Genomic DNA, 15,042 nt, shown 5'->3' on the forward strand with positions numbered 1-15,042 from the left:
CACGTGGATATCCAAGCCCAGCGATGCCAGAAATAATCCGGTCAGCCCGCCCAGCGTAAATAGGCCGATGAAGCCCAGCGCGTAGAGCATCGGCGTGTGAAAGGTGATTGAACCGCGGTACAACGTGGCCGTCCAATTGAAGACCTTGATCGCCGACGGACTGGCCACCGCGTAACTCAATAACGAAAATACCAGCGACGCATAGACGGATTGTCCGGCGACAAACATGTGGTGCGCCCAGACTAAAAACCCCAGCACGGCAATTCCCAGGCTGGCCGCCACCACGAACGTGTAACCAAAAATATTCTTCCGCGAAAAGCACGTGATGATTTCGCTCACAATGCCCATCCCGGGCAAAATCATAATGTACACCGCCGGGTGCGAATAAAACCAAAACAGATGCTGGAACAGCAACGGGTCGCCATGCAAAGCCGGATCGAAAATTCCAACTCCAAAAATCCGCTCGATCGCCACCAGGATCAGGGCCATCGCGATCACTGGCGTGGCTAACAGCAAAATAATGCTGGTGGCATACATCGACCACACAAACAGCGGCAGCCGGAACCAGGTCATTCCCGGCGCCCGCAAGCGGTGCACCGTGACAATGAAATTCAGTCCCGTGAAGATGGACGAAAACCCCGCCACAACAATCGCAGTCATCGCCGGCACGACATCGGTATGCGATGCCTTGCTGCTAAACGGCGTATAAAACGTCCAGCCGGTGTCAATGCCGCCGCTAAAAATCACCCATAAAATCATCGCCGCGCCGACCATGTAAATGTACCAACTGGCCAAATTGAGCCGCGGGAATGCCAAATCGCGGGCGCCAATCATCAGCGGCAGGCAAAAATTACCCAACACGGCGGGCACGACAGGAACTAAAAAAAAGAAGACCATGATCACGCCGTGCGCGGTGAACAGCTTGTTATAAGTGTCGGCGGTCACTAGCGCCCCGGCCGGCGTCAGCAAATTCAAGCGAATCAGCGTGGCTGCGATGCCGCCGATTAAAAACATGCCTGTCACCGACAGTAAATATAATAGCGCGATCCGCTTATGATCCGTCGTCAACAGCCACGACCGCACCCCGTAGGCCTCGTTCAAATAGTTTGTCTCCGGCTCCGCTACCGGCGGCACTGCAGTTTGAGGTCGATAGGGCGCAGTGATTATGCTCATCGTGAATTTCGAGCTGCAGGTAGGGCAGGGGGTTGAGTCGCAGATGGCAAGCTGTTGGACGGCTGAACGACACCGGGTTGATTAACGCCAGGCGCTGGATTGGTAACCCCTACTGGATTCGTCGGTGGAGGTAAAGCTTCTTCCGTGCGAACCGGTGTTTGTCCAGTGACCAATGACTTGATGAACGCGATTAATTTGATCAAATCTTCTTCCGTGACCTGGCCTTGAAACGTGGGCATAATCGGTTCCCAGCCCAGCACCACTTTCGCTTGCGGATTTAAAATCGATTCGCGAAGGTAGTTGTCGTCGGCCACCACCGCGCCTCCGCCGCGCAGCGGCACAAGCTGATCGTACAAATTCTCCAACAGCGGTGCTCGGGCCTGCGCATTTGCCGAGTGGCAGGTGATGCATTGCAGCTTCAAAAACAGTTTGCGCCCCTCTAGCGCCAAGGAGCCTTCGGCATGTAAATTTAACCATTGTTCGTAATCGGCCGGGGGCATCACCTCCACCGTGCCTTGCATTCCGGCATGATTGGTGCCGCAATACTGCGAGCAAAATAGGTGATAGCGCCCCACAGCGGTCGGCGTAAACCAGGTGTACACGTACCGGCCAGGCAGCACGTCAATTTTGGTGCGAAAGGCGGGCACAAAAAAATCGTGAATCACGTCTTCCGAAGTCAGCGTGAGCTTCACCGGTTGTCCCAGCGGAACGTGCACCTCGTTAATCTCGCGCTGGCCCTCGGGATGCTGCACTTTCCACATCCATTGCTTGCCGACGACATACAAATCGAGTGCATCCTTCGGTGGCTGCGCCAGCGCGAAATAAATTTGTGCGCCCCACGCAAACATCACTAAGAAAATCAAAAACGGCGCGGTACTCCAGAAAATTTCCAGCCACGTAGAACCGGTAATTCGGGGCGTGGCCAGATTCGACGGCCGCCGCCGGTAGCGGATGGAAAAATAAACTACCAGCACAAACACGCCCAGCGCCACCGTGCCCGTCACTGCCAACAGAAAGAACAATAGTGAATCAATCCGCGGCGCAATGGCCGAAGCTTGCTCAGGAAATAATGGAAGTTGTGCGAACATCGCTTATTTTACCGCCGTAGCTTGCCGCCGGGCTCTTTTCCAATCGTGATACCAACTGCGACCAATCCAGGAAAACATCACCAAGATGGTCAGCCCGCCGGCTAAGCGCACCAGCGCCATCGCCGAGGCAGTGTATTTTCCTGTCGCCGGATCGTAGTGGTAACACAACAGCAGCAATTGATCGACCGGCGTGCCAATTTTTCCCGCCGATGATTCGACCAGCGCCAGGCGCAGGTCGCGCGGCGGATATTCAATGCCGAAAAAATAGCGCGAAAGCTTGCCTTGCGGCGTGAGCACCATAATTCCGCTGCCGTGCGCGTATTGATCGGTAACCGGATCATAAACGTAGCGAAATCCCACAGCCCGGGTGAGCGCTTGAATGGCTTCCGAATCGCCGGTCAAAAAATGCCAGCCATCTTCGGTTCCCGAGCGGCCGTAACTTTTTACGTACGATGCTTTTTTCTGAGCCGCCAGCTCCGGCGAATCTTGCGGATCGAAACTGACCGTCACGACCCGATACTGCCGTCCCATGTCGAAATTGACTTCGTGCAGGCTGTCGACCAATCCGTTCAGCACTTCGGTGCATAGCATCGGGCAACGGAAGTACGCCAACACCAAAATGACTGGGTGCTCTGAATCGAAATAATCACCGAGATAAACCGTGGCGCCAGTTTCATCGCGAAAAACCAAATTGGCCGGCAGTTGTTCGCTCAATCGCTGGTCAATGCCGACACGGTCTATAATATTTGCCGGCGGCTCATCTCCCGCCTGAGCAAAAACGAATGCCGGAGCCAGCCACGTCAGCCAGAAAAAAGTTCCACCAATCAGTTTAGCGGTTTTCATCGACAGCATTCCTAGGAGTATTGATTCGCGGGTTCGCCGAATCGTTGGAATTGCTTCCCGGCAAACCATGTTCGATCACCAATTTCATCGCCTGACGAATCGGAATCCGCACAATTCGCTGGTTCTTATTCACCCAGCCGTAAGTTTGCAATTGTTCGAGTTCAGTCTGCTGCGCGGAAAGTAGGGGAGTGGTGCTTTGTTCGCCAGCGCTCATCATTTCGATTCCTTCCAATCGCGGCTGCGGCGGCAACACCAATCCGTCGCCATTGGCCGAAGTGTTGCTGCGCATGTCGGCCGGCTGCAAAAGCTGGTCAAACATCCATCGACCGACGAGGCAGCAGCCCACAATCAGGCCAGCCACAGTCAGAATTGAAAAAACAGTCGTTCGCGCGCTAACGTCGGTGTATTCATGACCGGCATTTGATTCGTGATTTCGTTCAGCGGCATTCATTGCGCTGGCTGTTTTACTCACGCCGCCACCTCCGGCAGATATTCTGCCAGGTATGGATCGCTTGTCGGCAACAGCGGCCGCCGCTTTAGCAGCCACAGAAAACACCACGTCCAAATTCCACCAATGGCTGCAAGCGCCGCCAGATCGAACACCCAATAGAACGACATTCCGCCAGGATAGGCCGCCTCAATCCACCAATACAGATCGACAAATCGCATCGCCAGCACTAACAGCGCAATGCCCGCCAATCGCTGCGAACTTTCTTTCATCTCGCGCGACAGCAACAACAAAAACGGCGCGGCAAACTGGAACAATACCAGCGCCATCGCCGTCCATTGCCACCCGCCTTGAATGCGATGCAAATACCAGGGAATTTCTTCCGGTAAGTTCTCAGCCCAGATAATCAAAAACTGTGAGAACGACAGGTATGCCCACAACATGACGAACGTGAGCACTAAATTTCCCAAATCGCGCCGGTGTTGGGTGTGGAGGGCGCCAGCCAACGCCCCGCGTTCGGCCAGCCACATTATCACTGCGACCGAAAACGCAATTCCAGATAATAATTGCCCGGCCGCAAATAGCGGAGGATAAATGGTTGAATACCAGCGCGGTTCCAGCGACATCACCCAGTCGACCGAAGCAAAAGTAATGGTCAGCCCGTAAATGACAATTCCTGGTCCGCTCAAGGTGCCGCAGCGGCGCGATAAATCCGCCGACGGACCAAGCCGATCCTGCAAATTCGACCAATGCCTGAGCACCACGGCAAGCACAATCCATAGTCCCAAATAAATGGCCGCACGAATTTCAAAGGCAACGGGGTTTAAATACTGCGCCTTGTGAAGCAACTCTGGAGATTCAGCGACTGCCTGCGACTGCGTCCACACGTACAACTGCGGCAAGCCGGCAACCAAGGGCAAAAATAAAATCGCCACTACCGGCAGCGTGCCGGCGGCGGCCTCAAAAATTCGCCGCAACAGCAGACCCCAGGCTCCGCCGGTCAAATATTGGGTCATCAACAGCACGAGCGATCCCAAGGCAATTCCCAACCAAAAATTCCAGGCTACCAAATATGCCCGAAAGAAGTGATCTGGCCAAAACACCGCGCCGATTGCGCACATGATGATCCCACCGCCGGCCACAACCAGTGCTCGGCGCTGGACGAGCGTCCAGTTCACTTGCACGGCGGATGGCATGCTCGAAATCATGGCGTGGCTTCCAGTATGCGGAATGCTTCTTCTCGAACTTCGGCAGGCAAATCGTCGAGAGGAACCTGCTGGCTGTATTGCAGTGTGCGGATGTATGCCGCAATGGCCCACCGATCGCGCAGCTCAACCTGTGTCGAGTAATCGGCCATGGCGCCATAACCACGGGTGGCCACATCAAATATGTAACCGATCGGGACATCGCGCAGCGGCACCTGATATCCACTGCGGGCAAGCTGCCGAGAATTATCGGTGATATAGGAAGGGGGCTGCGTATACCCGCGCCGCACAATCGGACCGTTGCCCGTTCCGCTTGGACCGTGACAGACGGCACAATAGATTGTGTAGCGCTCCTGGCCTCGCTCTAGGATTTCCGCGGTGAGCTTAAACGGCAGATTCGTAACAAACTCGTCTGGATTAAGCGGTGGTTGCACGGAGGCGGCAGTTGTGCTAACCGCCGCTGCCGCAGTGCGCGGCGCGATAACCGATCGCCTGCCGGTGGACATTGAATCGTCCTCCAACGCACCGCGCGGAACGGTTCCGCTGACCAACGGGCGCGATGCCCGGCCATCGGCAAAAAACCGGCTTGCCTCTAAGGGTCGGTAACTTGGTTGCTGGGCCATTTTTTGTTCACAACCTGCAAGCAGCACCGCACCGGCAAGCACCGCGCCGAGCGCCCCAGCGGAGCACCTTTGCCAGCCAACCTCGGTGTGCAGCCGCTCGTACCTCATGGCGGCACCTCAAAAATTTCCTTGGGCTTTAATCCAGCAAGAAAATTTCGAGTTTCTTCCAATTGAAACTTTGGGTCGACCGCTTCAATGCACAAAAAGAATCGGTCGCGGCTGGCCATGGCAAACCGTGGAACATTGAATACTGGATGATACGGCGTCGGCAACCGATTGAGCGCGAACAACCCCACCACTGCCGCCGCCGAGGCACACAAAATCGTGAGTTCGAACGTGACGGGAATGAACATCGGCCAACTGTTGTACGGATGTCCGGCCACGTTGATGGGATAGTTCACCGCTGCGCACCAATACTGGAGATAAAATCCGCCAACGCAGCCGATCACACCGCCAATGAAAATGATCAGCGGCAAGCGAGTGCTATGAAATCCGAGTGCGGCGGGCAAACCTTCGACCGGGAAGGGCGTGTAGGCATCCATTTTTTGGTAGCCCGCCTCGCGCGCGGCCTTTGCGGCGGCGACTACTTCGGTCGGCTGTTCAAATTCAGCCAGTAAGCCGTAAATTTTGTTTGTTTTTGCCATTCAGGCTTCGCTCGCTCTTTTCATTCCGCCGGTTCTGACGTGTGCGGCATCGTCGCGCCCAGCTCTTGGGCTTCGGGTACTAGTTCGCGCATTTCGGACATCGAAATCGCAGGCAGCAAACGTAAGAATAAAAACAACAACGCACAGAACAGGCCAATCGACCCCAACAGCGTGGTCCAATCCCAAACAGTGGGGGAGTACATGCCCCATGACGACGGCAAAAAGTCGCGCTGCAAACTCGTGATAATAATGACAAACCGTTCCAACCACATGCCCAACAACACAATCAAGGCCACGACAAACAGCGTCGGTACGTTGTTCCGAGCCGCCTTCCACCACAAAATTTGCGGAATCACCACGTTGCAAGCAATCAGTAGCCAATAACTCCAGGCATACGGACCGGTCATGCGGTTGTGCTGCACGAACATTTCGTATTTGTTGCCGCTGTACCAGGCCATGAAGAATTCGATGAAATAACCATAAGCGACAATCAGCCCGGTGGCTAACATGACTTTCGCCATGTTTTGCAAGTGGCGTGCGGTAATGAAATCCTGCAGGCCATAGAAATATCGCAGCGGAATTGCCAGCACCAACACCATGGCAAAGCCAGAGTAAATGGCCCCAGCCACAAAGTACGGCGGAAAAATGGTCGAGTGCCAGCCGGGTAAATTCGCAATGCAAAAATCGAAGCTCACCACGGTATGCACCGACACCACCAGCGGCGTCGCCAATCCAGCCAAAATAAGGTACGCCATCTCGTGCCGCCGCCAATGCCGGGCCGAGCCGCGCCAGCCCATCGCCATCGCGCCATAAACAATTTGCGCGAACCGGTTGCGGGCTTTATCGCGCAGTGTGGCCATATCGGGAATCATGCCGACGTACCAAAACAATAGCGACACGGTGAAGTACGTCGATACCGCAAAGCAGTCCCACACCAACGGGCTGCGAAATTGCGGCCAAATTTTCATGGTGTTAGGGTAAGGAAACATCCAATAGAAAAACCACGGGCGGCCCATGTGCAGCAGTGGAAATAACCCAGCGCAGGCGACGGCGAACAAGGTCATTGCTTCCGCGAAGCGATTGATCGACGTGCGCCACTCCTGATGCAACAGCAACAGAATGGCCGAAATGAGCGTGCCGGCGTGCCCAATGCCGATCCACCAGACAAAATTCGTGATCGCAAAGCCCCAGGCAACGGGAATATTGATTCCCCAAATTCCAACGCCTACCAGCAGCAAATAGCCAACGGTATATAACAGCAACAGCACCAGCGAAAACGAAATGGCGAAACCCAGCCACCAACCCCACGGTGTGCGCCGCTGCAGCACAATGGAACTGATCTTATCGGTGACCGAACCGAAGGTATGCCCCGGTTCGATCAGCGCAGATTCGGGCGAAGCGGCGTACGGCGGCAAAGGATTTTGAGAGTCGGCCATCGGTCGGTAAGGTCAGGCTTTCATCAATCAGGACTCTGCTAGCTCAGGATTTGGATTTCGCACGGCGGCTAAGTACGTGGTCCGGGGACGAGTGTTCAATTCGGCCAGCAGGCCATAGTGCAATGGTTCGCCTTTCAATGCTGCGACACGGCTGCTGGAATCGTTCATGTCGCCGAAAACAATGGCTTGTGCCGGGCACGCCGCTTGGCATGCGGTTTGAAGTTCACCATCGCGGATGGGTTGCCCCGATTTCTCGGAATCGATCTGCGCCGCCCGAATGCGCTGCACGCAGTAAGTGCACTTTTCCATCACCCCGCGGCTGCGAACCGTGACGTTGGGATTTCGACCCAACTTCAGGCTTTCGGTCGTGAAATCGCCATATTCCAAAAAATTGAAGCGGCGAACTTTGTACGGACAATTATTGGAACAATAACGGGTGCCGACGCAGCGATTGTAAACCATGTCATTCAGTCCCTCGGCGGAATGCACGGTGGCGCCTACTGGGCATACCAACTCGCAGGGAGCGTTTTCACATTGCATGCAGGGCACAGGCTGGAAATACGTGTCAGGATTTTCGGCCTCGCCGGTATAATAGCGATCGACGCGAATCCAATGCATTTCACGGCCGCGCGTCACTTCCGTTTTTCCGACGATGGGAATGTTGTTTTCCGCCTGGCAGGCCGCCACGCAGGCATTGCAGCCGATGCACGAAGTGAGATCGATCACCATGCCCCATTTATTCTTGGGCGGCGAGTAATCGTAACCAGGAAACAGCGTAAGTGGGTTGGCCTGTGGAGTTGACTGAGAGCCGGCTCGATCGTGAGGAGCCGATTGATTTGAATCTTCGGCGTGCGGTTCGCCGCCGGGGGTTGGCACCAGCTCGCGCTGAAAGCGGCGGTGTTCTTCATCTTCGTTTTCATCAAGCGTCAGCGGATTTTTTTGGAACTGCTCGTAGGCCACCGCTCGTACTGGATCGCGGCCTTGCATCGAATGATGCATTTGCGTGCAAGCCAGTGTGTAGGTTTCGTCCAATTTGCGAATTTTTGCGCTGCCCGCGAACCATGGCGCCACGGAAGTTCGCAACCGATATGCATTGAAACCCACTCCATTTCCTACCTTGCCGGCTGCAAAGCGCCCATAACCCAGGTGCACGGTGATTGAATCGTCGGCATGGCCGGGAAGAATCCAGGCCGGCGCCTGAACGGTGCGGCCATCGACTTCCAATTCGACGAGATCAACAATCGCCTGCCCATGCTCGCCGCCGCTGGCGCCAAACGTTTGTGTAAGGCCCAGTTTTTCGGCCGTTTTCGGACTGACGAAGGCCGCGTTATCCCAAGTCAACTTGGTGATGGGCTTGGGCAGTTCCTGCAGCCAACCATTGTTGGCGAAGCGGCCGTCGTAAATAGTGGGATCGGGTTGAAAGATTATTTCCAACGATTCTGATCCGGCAGCAACTTCCTCCGCCACACCGGCAGTTCTGGGCAAATCGGCGGTCCAATTGGGTCGCAGCCGCAAATTTGTGCGGGCTTGATAGGCCGTGCCGGCAATTAATCCATCGTGTAAGGCCTTTTCCCAGCGGGAATCGAAGTTCTCGCCACCGCCCGCTGGCGGCCAATTTTCGCGCCAGTAGCTGCGAACAATTTCATAACCCGACCGCTGGGCCACGTCGAACAAGCCTGATAGAACCTCGTGGGCGCTGAGGCCGTTATAGAGCGGAGCGATCAACGGCTGCTGGATTGAAGCCGTGCCGTCGTACGCTCGCGCGTCTCCCCACGCTTCCAAAAAATGCGATTGCGGAATATGCCATTCACACAGTGCGGCGGTTTCGTCTTGATATAAACCAAGATGTGCGTACACCGGCACGCTTGGCAAATGCTTGGCAAACTCGAGGTCCGCTGGGGCGTTGAACACTGGATTTCCGCTTAGAACCAGCAGCATCTCCACTTCACCAGCTTCCATTTCCCGCACCAGGGTTGTCAAATCTTCCGTCTGATTTGTGGGCTTTGCCTCAACCGGCGAAATGTACTTCACTGTGCCGGTGTTTTCCAGCGTGTTGTTCATTGCCTGAGCCAGCGCATGCACTTTTGCCGGCTGTCCTGCGCCGGCAATCACCAGGCTTGCCCCACGGTGGGCCGTCAAATCTTTGGCCACCGCTGCAATCCAGCGCCTCACTGGCTCCGACATGGTTTGCTGATCGCCCACAGCCGATGCCGACGACGGCAACCCGATTGATAGTTCGGCGGCCAGCGCACGCGCAAATTTCTCTACGTCGCTGGCACGCATGGGCAATCGATGATCGGCCACAGAACCGGTCACCGACGGGCAGCATTCAACAACATACAAACGATTCATCGCTTGATTTTTTGTTTGCTGCACCGCGGATCGCCGCCGGGCCATAAAATCTCGAGCATAGCGCACATGAGCTGATCCGGAATTCAGAAAATCGGCATCCAGCGACAACACCACGTCGGCTGCGGAAAAATCGTAGATTGGTTGCACCATTTCGCCAAAGACTAACTGCGATCCCTGCTGTGCGCCGCTGCTGTGGGCCGGCTCGTATTGATACCAGCGTGCCTGCGGAAACGCCTGCACGAGCGAACTGCCACGCCCCATCAACTGATCGGCCAAGGCAGGCGATGTCACCGTTTCCGTCAGAATTCGCAAGCCCCGCCCTTGATTAGGCCTTAACTTCTCCAAGGCCATGCGCAAGGCCAGCTGCGCCGCACTCCAACTGCTGGGCATTCCGTGATGAGTAACCGATTGCGAACGGTCCGGATCGTACAGCCCCAAAATCGCCGCTTGTGCAAACGGATCGGAGGCACCCAAGCTGGCCGGATGATCGGGGTTGCCTTCGATTTTTGTGGGTCGCCCCTCGTGGCTTTTCACCAGCAAACCGGTGGCTCCGCCGCCAAGCGTCATCGCAGTAGCAAAGAACATCGGCTTGCCAAGCACCATCTGCTCAGGCTGCCGAGCATAGGGCATAATTTTTTCAACGGGCGCTTGCTGCTGCGAACAGCCGGCCAAACCAGAAAGCGCCAGCGAGGCTCCCATCAGCGTAAGAAATTGCCGCCGGGTGACCGGATCATTCCATTGTCCGGCCTGATGGGGAAACTCCCGCTCCAAAAATTCTTGTATCTCGGGCGAGCCGGCCAATTCTTCCAGACTGCGCCAATGCCGGCGGCCCACAGGTGGGCTCAGACCGGCCGCGGCAGGGTGTTCACTCGACTTGGTTTGACAATGGCTCATCGGTGGCACGTGGAGCAACTGGTTAGTTGCTCGGTCGATTTGATGTGGTAATCTTCATACAACTGGTCCGCCAACTTTTCGCGATCGGCTGGCGGCTGCCACGTCAGGCTGAATACGGCGTCGCGGGGCCGCAAATGCTGCTTGGGACTGCGGTGGCAATCCAGGCACCAACCCATCAACAGCGACTTGTCCTGGTACGTGAACGGCATCTCGTCCACGCGGCCGTGACATTCCACGCAGCCAACTCCTTTGTTCACGTGAATGCTGTGATCGAAATATGCAAATTGTGCCAGGTTATGTATGCGTTCCCATGGAATCGGTTCGCCGCTGCGATAACTGGCCCGCACCGGCTGCAGGGTTGCCGCGCCAACCCAAATTTCCTGATGGCAGTTCATGCAGATTTTGGTAGGTGGAATTCCCGCAAACGGCGATGTCTCCACCGACGTGTGGCAATAGCGGCAATCGATTCCCAGTTGCCCCACGTGATGCGCATGGCTGAACTCCACTGGCTGCACTCGGGCGATCTTTTCTTCTGTCACATAGGGCGACCAGCCGACCACATAAAGCGCCAAACTCAAGACGGCCAAAACCAGCACAACCGCGGCGATGCTCACCTTCGAGAGCGTGTTGAAGCTGCGATGAAAAATCTGTGGCACGTCGCATTCCCCGAAAGCGGTCCGACGTCAGGGCAAGGCGGTTCCGACATTCCAAAGATTGGCGTTTCCGCGGCAAATACGCCAGGGGGTAAGCAATCGGCATGCCGCAAGAAATTGGGCTCGGACAGCCTTCGCGCATGGCTGCAAAACGAGCAAACTGAATGGCCAACGTTCAATTTGCCGCCCGGCAAACGAAAAAGAGGAGAGCGCCGCTACGGCATCGGCTGCAGGCCCTCATAGCGCACTTTCCAACTTTTCGGAAAGCCTGGGACCGGCGTGGTGTTGCCATCCCAGCCAGCGGCCATCATCGCCACGGCCGCCAACCAACCGCCATTGGCAGGCATGTACATCGGCGTTTGCGAGGGTCGTCGGATCGTGTAACCCGAGGGCCGGAACGATTTCTTCTCGAAATCGCCCACCAACATTTCAATGGCGGTATCGGGCTCATTCAGCCGGGCCGCGCACATGGCAACCATTGCGGTGCCCCAGGTTTGATCTTCCTCCCGATGCCAGTGGGCGCCTTCCGTCACGGCGTGCAGGGTATTTCGCATCACGTCTAAATCAATTCCCCGTCCTGGCAGCACTCCATACAGCCACGTCGCCATCCGGGCGGCGGTATTTTCCACCGGGATTTCCAAGGTGGGATAAATCCCATCGCGAATAGTCAGCGGGGCAAAGTGGTTGATTACATCGTCCCACTTTTCATCGCGCGGCAAACCCAGCCGTACGCGCCACTGTTGGGCGGTTTCCAGCGCCCACTTCCAATAGCCGAGTTCCATGGTCGGGTTCAAGTTGTGCGCGTAATCGGTGTGCTTTTCTTCGGCCGAAGCAACCGCGGGGCCAAGCACATACTGCTTTCGCTCGGCGTCGTAATCGACAAAACTAGCCATGTAGTCAGCGGTTTGGAATACAATGTCTTGATAGCGCTCCAACACGGCCCGATCATGATGGGCTCGCCACAGCAGTTCCGCCAGATAAATCGGATGCGGTTGCTGCCACACCAGCACCGGCCCAATGCCCGACGGGCTTTCCACGCCGCTGGGATCGGTCATCTTCGACCATTTCACTCCTTTGCAACCTTCGCGCTGGGCCATCGCTTGGCCAGGCGGCATCATTTGCTTTAAATGCTCAAAGCTTTTTTGCAAAATTTCTGACCGGCCCCACAGCGCCCAATGTGCGGCATGCCACCAATACATTTCCATGTGAAATTTGCCGAACCACGAGTTCACCGCCAGACCCGTTTCTTGCGGCGGCAATGAACCAGCGTCGTGCACGGCCATAATATATTCCGACAACACAATCCGCCGCTCCAGCTCAGCGGCCCGCAGATCGTCATTGCCCGAGAGATCAATCGCTCCGCCAGTAGTCCAATATTTTTTCCAATGATCGCACGCTGCCGCTTTCACGGCAGCCACGCTGTCGAGTTCAGATTGAATTGGCTGCGGCGAGAACCAAGCAACGAGTTCCAGGTGCGACGAATTTGCTGAATTCTCTCCGCTGAGCAAATACTGATGTGGCGCCGTCTCCGACAGCTTTGCTCCGTCGGACCACTTGGCACGCACGTAATATTTGGTGGCATCTAATGTTCGCGCGAAATCCGCCCCGTTGTCGCCGCGGCGAGTGAGCACGGTCTGGTGCGCTTCAGGCTTCGTCCAATCTTGATCATTGGGCCCGAACGACATCAGCGCATAAGGAAACGCAATCCGTACCTTCAGCCGGCCGCTGGCGATCAATGGCGAATCAATGGCCACGGCCACCTCATCCCGTGTTTGATGCACCGCGGTTTGCACATGGACCAGCACCCCATCAACCTCGAACGAACTGCTGGCCGTGCCGCTCCACAAATCGAGCTGCTCGCTCAGATTTTTCAAATCGGTAATCGTCACCGGCGAACCGTCGGCTTTGGTCATCTCCAAACCAATCCGTCCCAGCCCAAACCGATGGGGGTTGCCGCGCAAGTAAGCGGCATCGGGCGGCGGATTGCTCGTGCTGGCGGCCGGATACACGAACTCACGATCGTGCTTGGCGATGGTCTTCATTTTGAACTTGTCGAGCGTGTATCCCTCCGGATTCGGAAAGCTGTGCCAGCCCCAATTGCTCAACATGCCAATCGGCATCGTCTTTTCGTAATACTCGGGAAAGCTCTGCAGGCCGGTGACGTCGAAATTGAAAGCAAACTCGCCATTCCCCACGGCCATGGCGCCGTTAGGATCGAGTTCATGAATCTCAATATTGTGCCGAGTGACCAAAGCGTGCCGATCGATGGGCGATTCAGCATTCGCCGATGCTCCGCCAGCATTCGCTTCTTGCGCCAACGCGCTGGCTGCACAAATAATAACCGCCACAAATAACGCCCCAAGCATCAGAACAACCCGCATTCGCTGCTCCCCAAAATTTTGCTGTGTGCGTTTTATTCGCCGAGTGAAGTCAGCCGCAATTCAAACACATCCGGCTCTGCGCGGCGCAGTGTCTTCAGTATGCCTTCCGTCGGCGCGGTTTCCAAATGAATGTTTGCCACCGCCGCCTCCGCCCCTTCGAACACCACGTTTTCCATTTCCTGAACGTTAATGCGCGCCGCACTAATGGCATCTAACACCCGCGCCAACACTCCCGGCCGATCACGATGCCGCACCGACAAAATGCACGTCGCCGGCGTCTGTCGGGCAATGTTCACCGCATTAGGCACGCGCCCGGTTTCTTGAAAACTGCGGATAATGCGCACGGTTTCGGCCGCAATGGCTTCCTGCGCCTGTTCGGTCGAAGCGCCAATATGGTGCGTGCCGTACAAACCGGGCTCCTGTGTAATCGAGTCGGTAAATTCGCCGGTGCCCGTCGTAGGCTCGTTGGCATAGACATCCAACCCCACACGAATACCCCGTTCGTGCATGGCCGAAACAAGCGCTGCTTGATCGACCAGTTCGCCCCGGGCCGTGTTGATAAAATAAGCTTCCGGCCGCATGGCTTTGAAAAAATCGTCCCCAAGGATGCCGCGTGTTTCCTTCGTCAATGCCAAATGCACGCTGACCACGTCGGCCCCGCTGGCCACCTCTAAAAGCGTGCTTTTATATCCGATGTTCCATTGGGCCGCACGATCTGCCGTCAGGCTGCGGCTCCAGGCAATCACTGGCATGCCGAAGCCGCGGGCGCGAATTAGCATCTCCTGCGCAATTTGACCCATGCCAACCAATCCCAGCGTGCGGCCAAACAGTCCGCGGGCTTGCGAAAACTGTTTCTTGTTCCATTTTCCGGCCCGCAGGGCGATCACGTTGTCGGCCAAATGCCGGTCCAGCGCCAACATTAGCCCAAACGCCAGCTCCGCCACAGCGATGGAATTTTTTCCAGGGCAGTTCGAAACGTAAATGCCGCGCTTCGAAGCGGCAGCCACGTCGATGGTGTTGTAACCGGCTCCGGCCCGCACCACCAGTTTCAGCGATGGCGCTTCCAACGCCGCGGCGCTGACCTTGGTTGAGCGCACCACGAGAACATCCGGCTTGAGGTTGCGCGCCGCCTGGGCCAGCAATTCGTCGGACAACTTGGGCTCGTACAAAACCTCGCAACCCAAGGCCGCGAGCGCTTGCTGGCCCGATGTTTCAAAGCTGTCGGCAATCAACACTCGCACAGGAAATTATCTCCGTGTTCAACAGAAGCCCAGACAGAAGTTATAGGCTTACCGGCGAGGC

12 protein-coding genes are annotated in these 15,042 nt (G+C 56.2%); all 12 read right to left on the reverse strand.

The features are described 5' to 3' along the window. Window positions 1-1,173: cbb3-type cytochrome c oxidase subunit I (locus tag VFE46_06505; protein HZZ27643.1), on the reverse strand; the 1,173-nt coding region annotated here is incomplete at its 3' end. Further along, entirely contained in the window at window positions 1,170-2,261 is a 1,092-nt protein-coding gene (coxB, locus tag VFE46_06510) for a cytochrome c oxidase subunit II (GenBank protein HZZ27644.1), read from the reverse strand. The genes VFE46_06505 and coxB, both read right to left, overlap by 4 nt. Before the next feature lie 3 nt (window positions 2,262-2,264). Continuing rightward, window positions 2,265-3,104 (reverse strand): SCO family protein, encoded by an 840-nt coding sequence (locus VFE46_06515; protein ID HZZ27645.1) that lies wholly within the window; start codon window positions 3,102-3,104, stop codon window positions 2,265-2,267. Then, complete coding sequence (locus tag VFE46_06520; GenBank protein ID HZZ27646.1) at window positions 3,091-3,576, reverse strand: hypothetical protein; 486 nt, start codon at window positions 3,574-3,576, stop codon at window positions 3,091-3,093. Before VFE46_06520 ends, VFE46_06515 begins: the two co-directional genes overlap by 14 nt. Then, window positions 3,573-4,760: a hypothetical protein gene (locus VFE46_06525; protein HZZ27647.1), complete on the reverse strand. Its 1,188-nt coding sequence runs from the start codon at window positions 4,758-4,760 to the stop codon at window positions 3,573-3,575. The genes VFE46_06520 and VFE46_06525 overlap by 4 nt, the downstream gene beginning before the upstream one ends. Beyond that, window positions 4,757-5,263: a cytochrome c gene (locus VFE46_06530; GenBank protein HZZ27648.1), complete on the reverse strand. Its 507-nt coding sequence runs from the start codon at window positions 5,261-5,263 to the stop codon at window positions 4,757-4,759. Before VFE46_06530 ends, VFE46_06525 begins: the two co-directional genes overlap by 4 nt. Before the next feature lie 221 nt (window positions 5,264-5,484). Beyond that, a complete protein-coding gene (locus tag VFE46_06535) occupies window positions 5,485-6,024 on the reverse strand; it encodes a DUF3341 domain-containing protein (protein HZZ27649.1) in 540 nt (179 codons plus the stop codon). Window positions 6,025-6,044: 20 nt separating this feature from the next. Continuing rightward, window positions 6,045-7,460 carry an NrfD/PsrC family molybdoenzyme membrane anchor subunit gene (nrfD, locus tag VFE46_06540; GenBank protein HZZ27650.1) on the reverse strand — a complete coding sequence of 472 codons (1,416 nt, stop codon included), beginning with the start codon at window positions 7,458-7,460 and terminating at the stop codon, window positions 6,045-6,047. A gap of 27 nt (window positions 7,461-7,487) precedes the next feature. Then, window positions 7,488-10,706, reverse strand: a complete 3,219-nt coding sequence (locus VFE46_06545; protein HZZ27651.1) for a TAT-variant-translocated molybdopterin oxidoreductase — start codon at window positions 10,704-10,706, stop codon at window positions 7,488-7,490. After that, window positions 10,703-11,362, reverse strand: coding sequence for a cytochrome c3 family protein (locus tag VFE46_06550; protein ID HZZ27652.1), 660 nt, complete (start codon window positions 11,360-11,362; stop codon window positions 10,703-10,705). Before VFE46_06550 ends, VFE46_06545 begins: the two co-directional genes overlap by 4 nt. Before the next feature lie 212 nt (window positions 11,363-11,574). Continuing rightward, complete coding sequence (locus VFE46_06555) at window positions 11,575-13,740, reverse strand: hypothetical protein (GenBank protein ID HZZ27653.1); 2,166 nt, start codon at window positions 13,738-13,740, stop codon at window positions 11,575-11,577. Window positions 13,741-13,772: 32 nt separating this feature from the next. Continuing rightward, window positions 13,773-14,981 (reverse strand): phosphoglycerate dehydrogenase, encoded by a 1,209-nt coding sequence (locus VFE46_06560; protein ID HZZ27654.1) that lies wholly within the window; start codon window positions 14,979-14,981, stop codon window positions 13,773-13,775. Between the last annotated feature and the right edge of the window lie 61 nt (window positions 14,982-15,042).

This window comes from Pirellulales bacterium (genome assembly GCA_035656635.1).
Classification (GTDB): Bacteria; Planctomycetota; Planctomycetia; order Pirellulales; family JADZDJ01; genus DATJYL01.

Bases quoted from the DNA above. Each gene is read 5' to 3' on its own strand.
- VFE46_06515 (HZZ27645.1), bottom strand. From the start codon at position 3,104: ATGAAAACCGCTAAACTGATTGGTGGAACTTTTTTCTGGCTGACGTGG.
- VFE46_06535 (HZZ27649.1), bottom strand. From the start codon at position 6,024: ATGGCAAAAACAAACAAAATTTACGGCTTACTGGCTGAATTTGAACAG.
- VFE46_06545 (HZZ27651.1), bottom strand. From the start codon at position 10,706: ATGAGCCATTGTCAAACCAAGTCGAGTGAACACCCTGCCGCGGCCGGT.
- coxB (HZZ27644.1), bottom strand. From the start codon at position 2,261: ATGTTCGCACAACTTCCATTATTTCCTGAGCAAGCTTCGGCCATTGCG.
- VFE46_06530 (HZZ27648.1), bottom strand. From the start codon at position 5,263: ATGTCCACCGGCAGGCGATCGGTTATCGCGCCGCGCACTGCGGCAGCG.
- VFE46_06555 (HZZ27653.1), bottom strand. From the start codon at position 13,740: ATGCGGGTTGTTCTGATGCTTGGGGCGTTATTTGTGGCGGTTATTATT.
- VFE46_06525 (HZZ27647.1), bottom strand. From the start codon at position 4,760: ATGATTTCGAGCATGCCATCCGCCGTGCAAGTGAACTGGACGCTCGTC.
- nrfD (HZZ27650.1), bottom strand. From the start codon at position 7,460: ATGGCCGACTCTCAAAATCCTTTGCCGCCGTACGCCGCTTCGCCCGAA.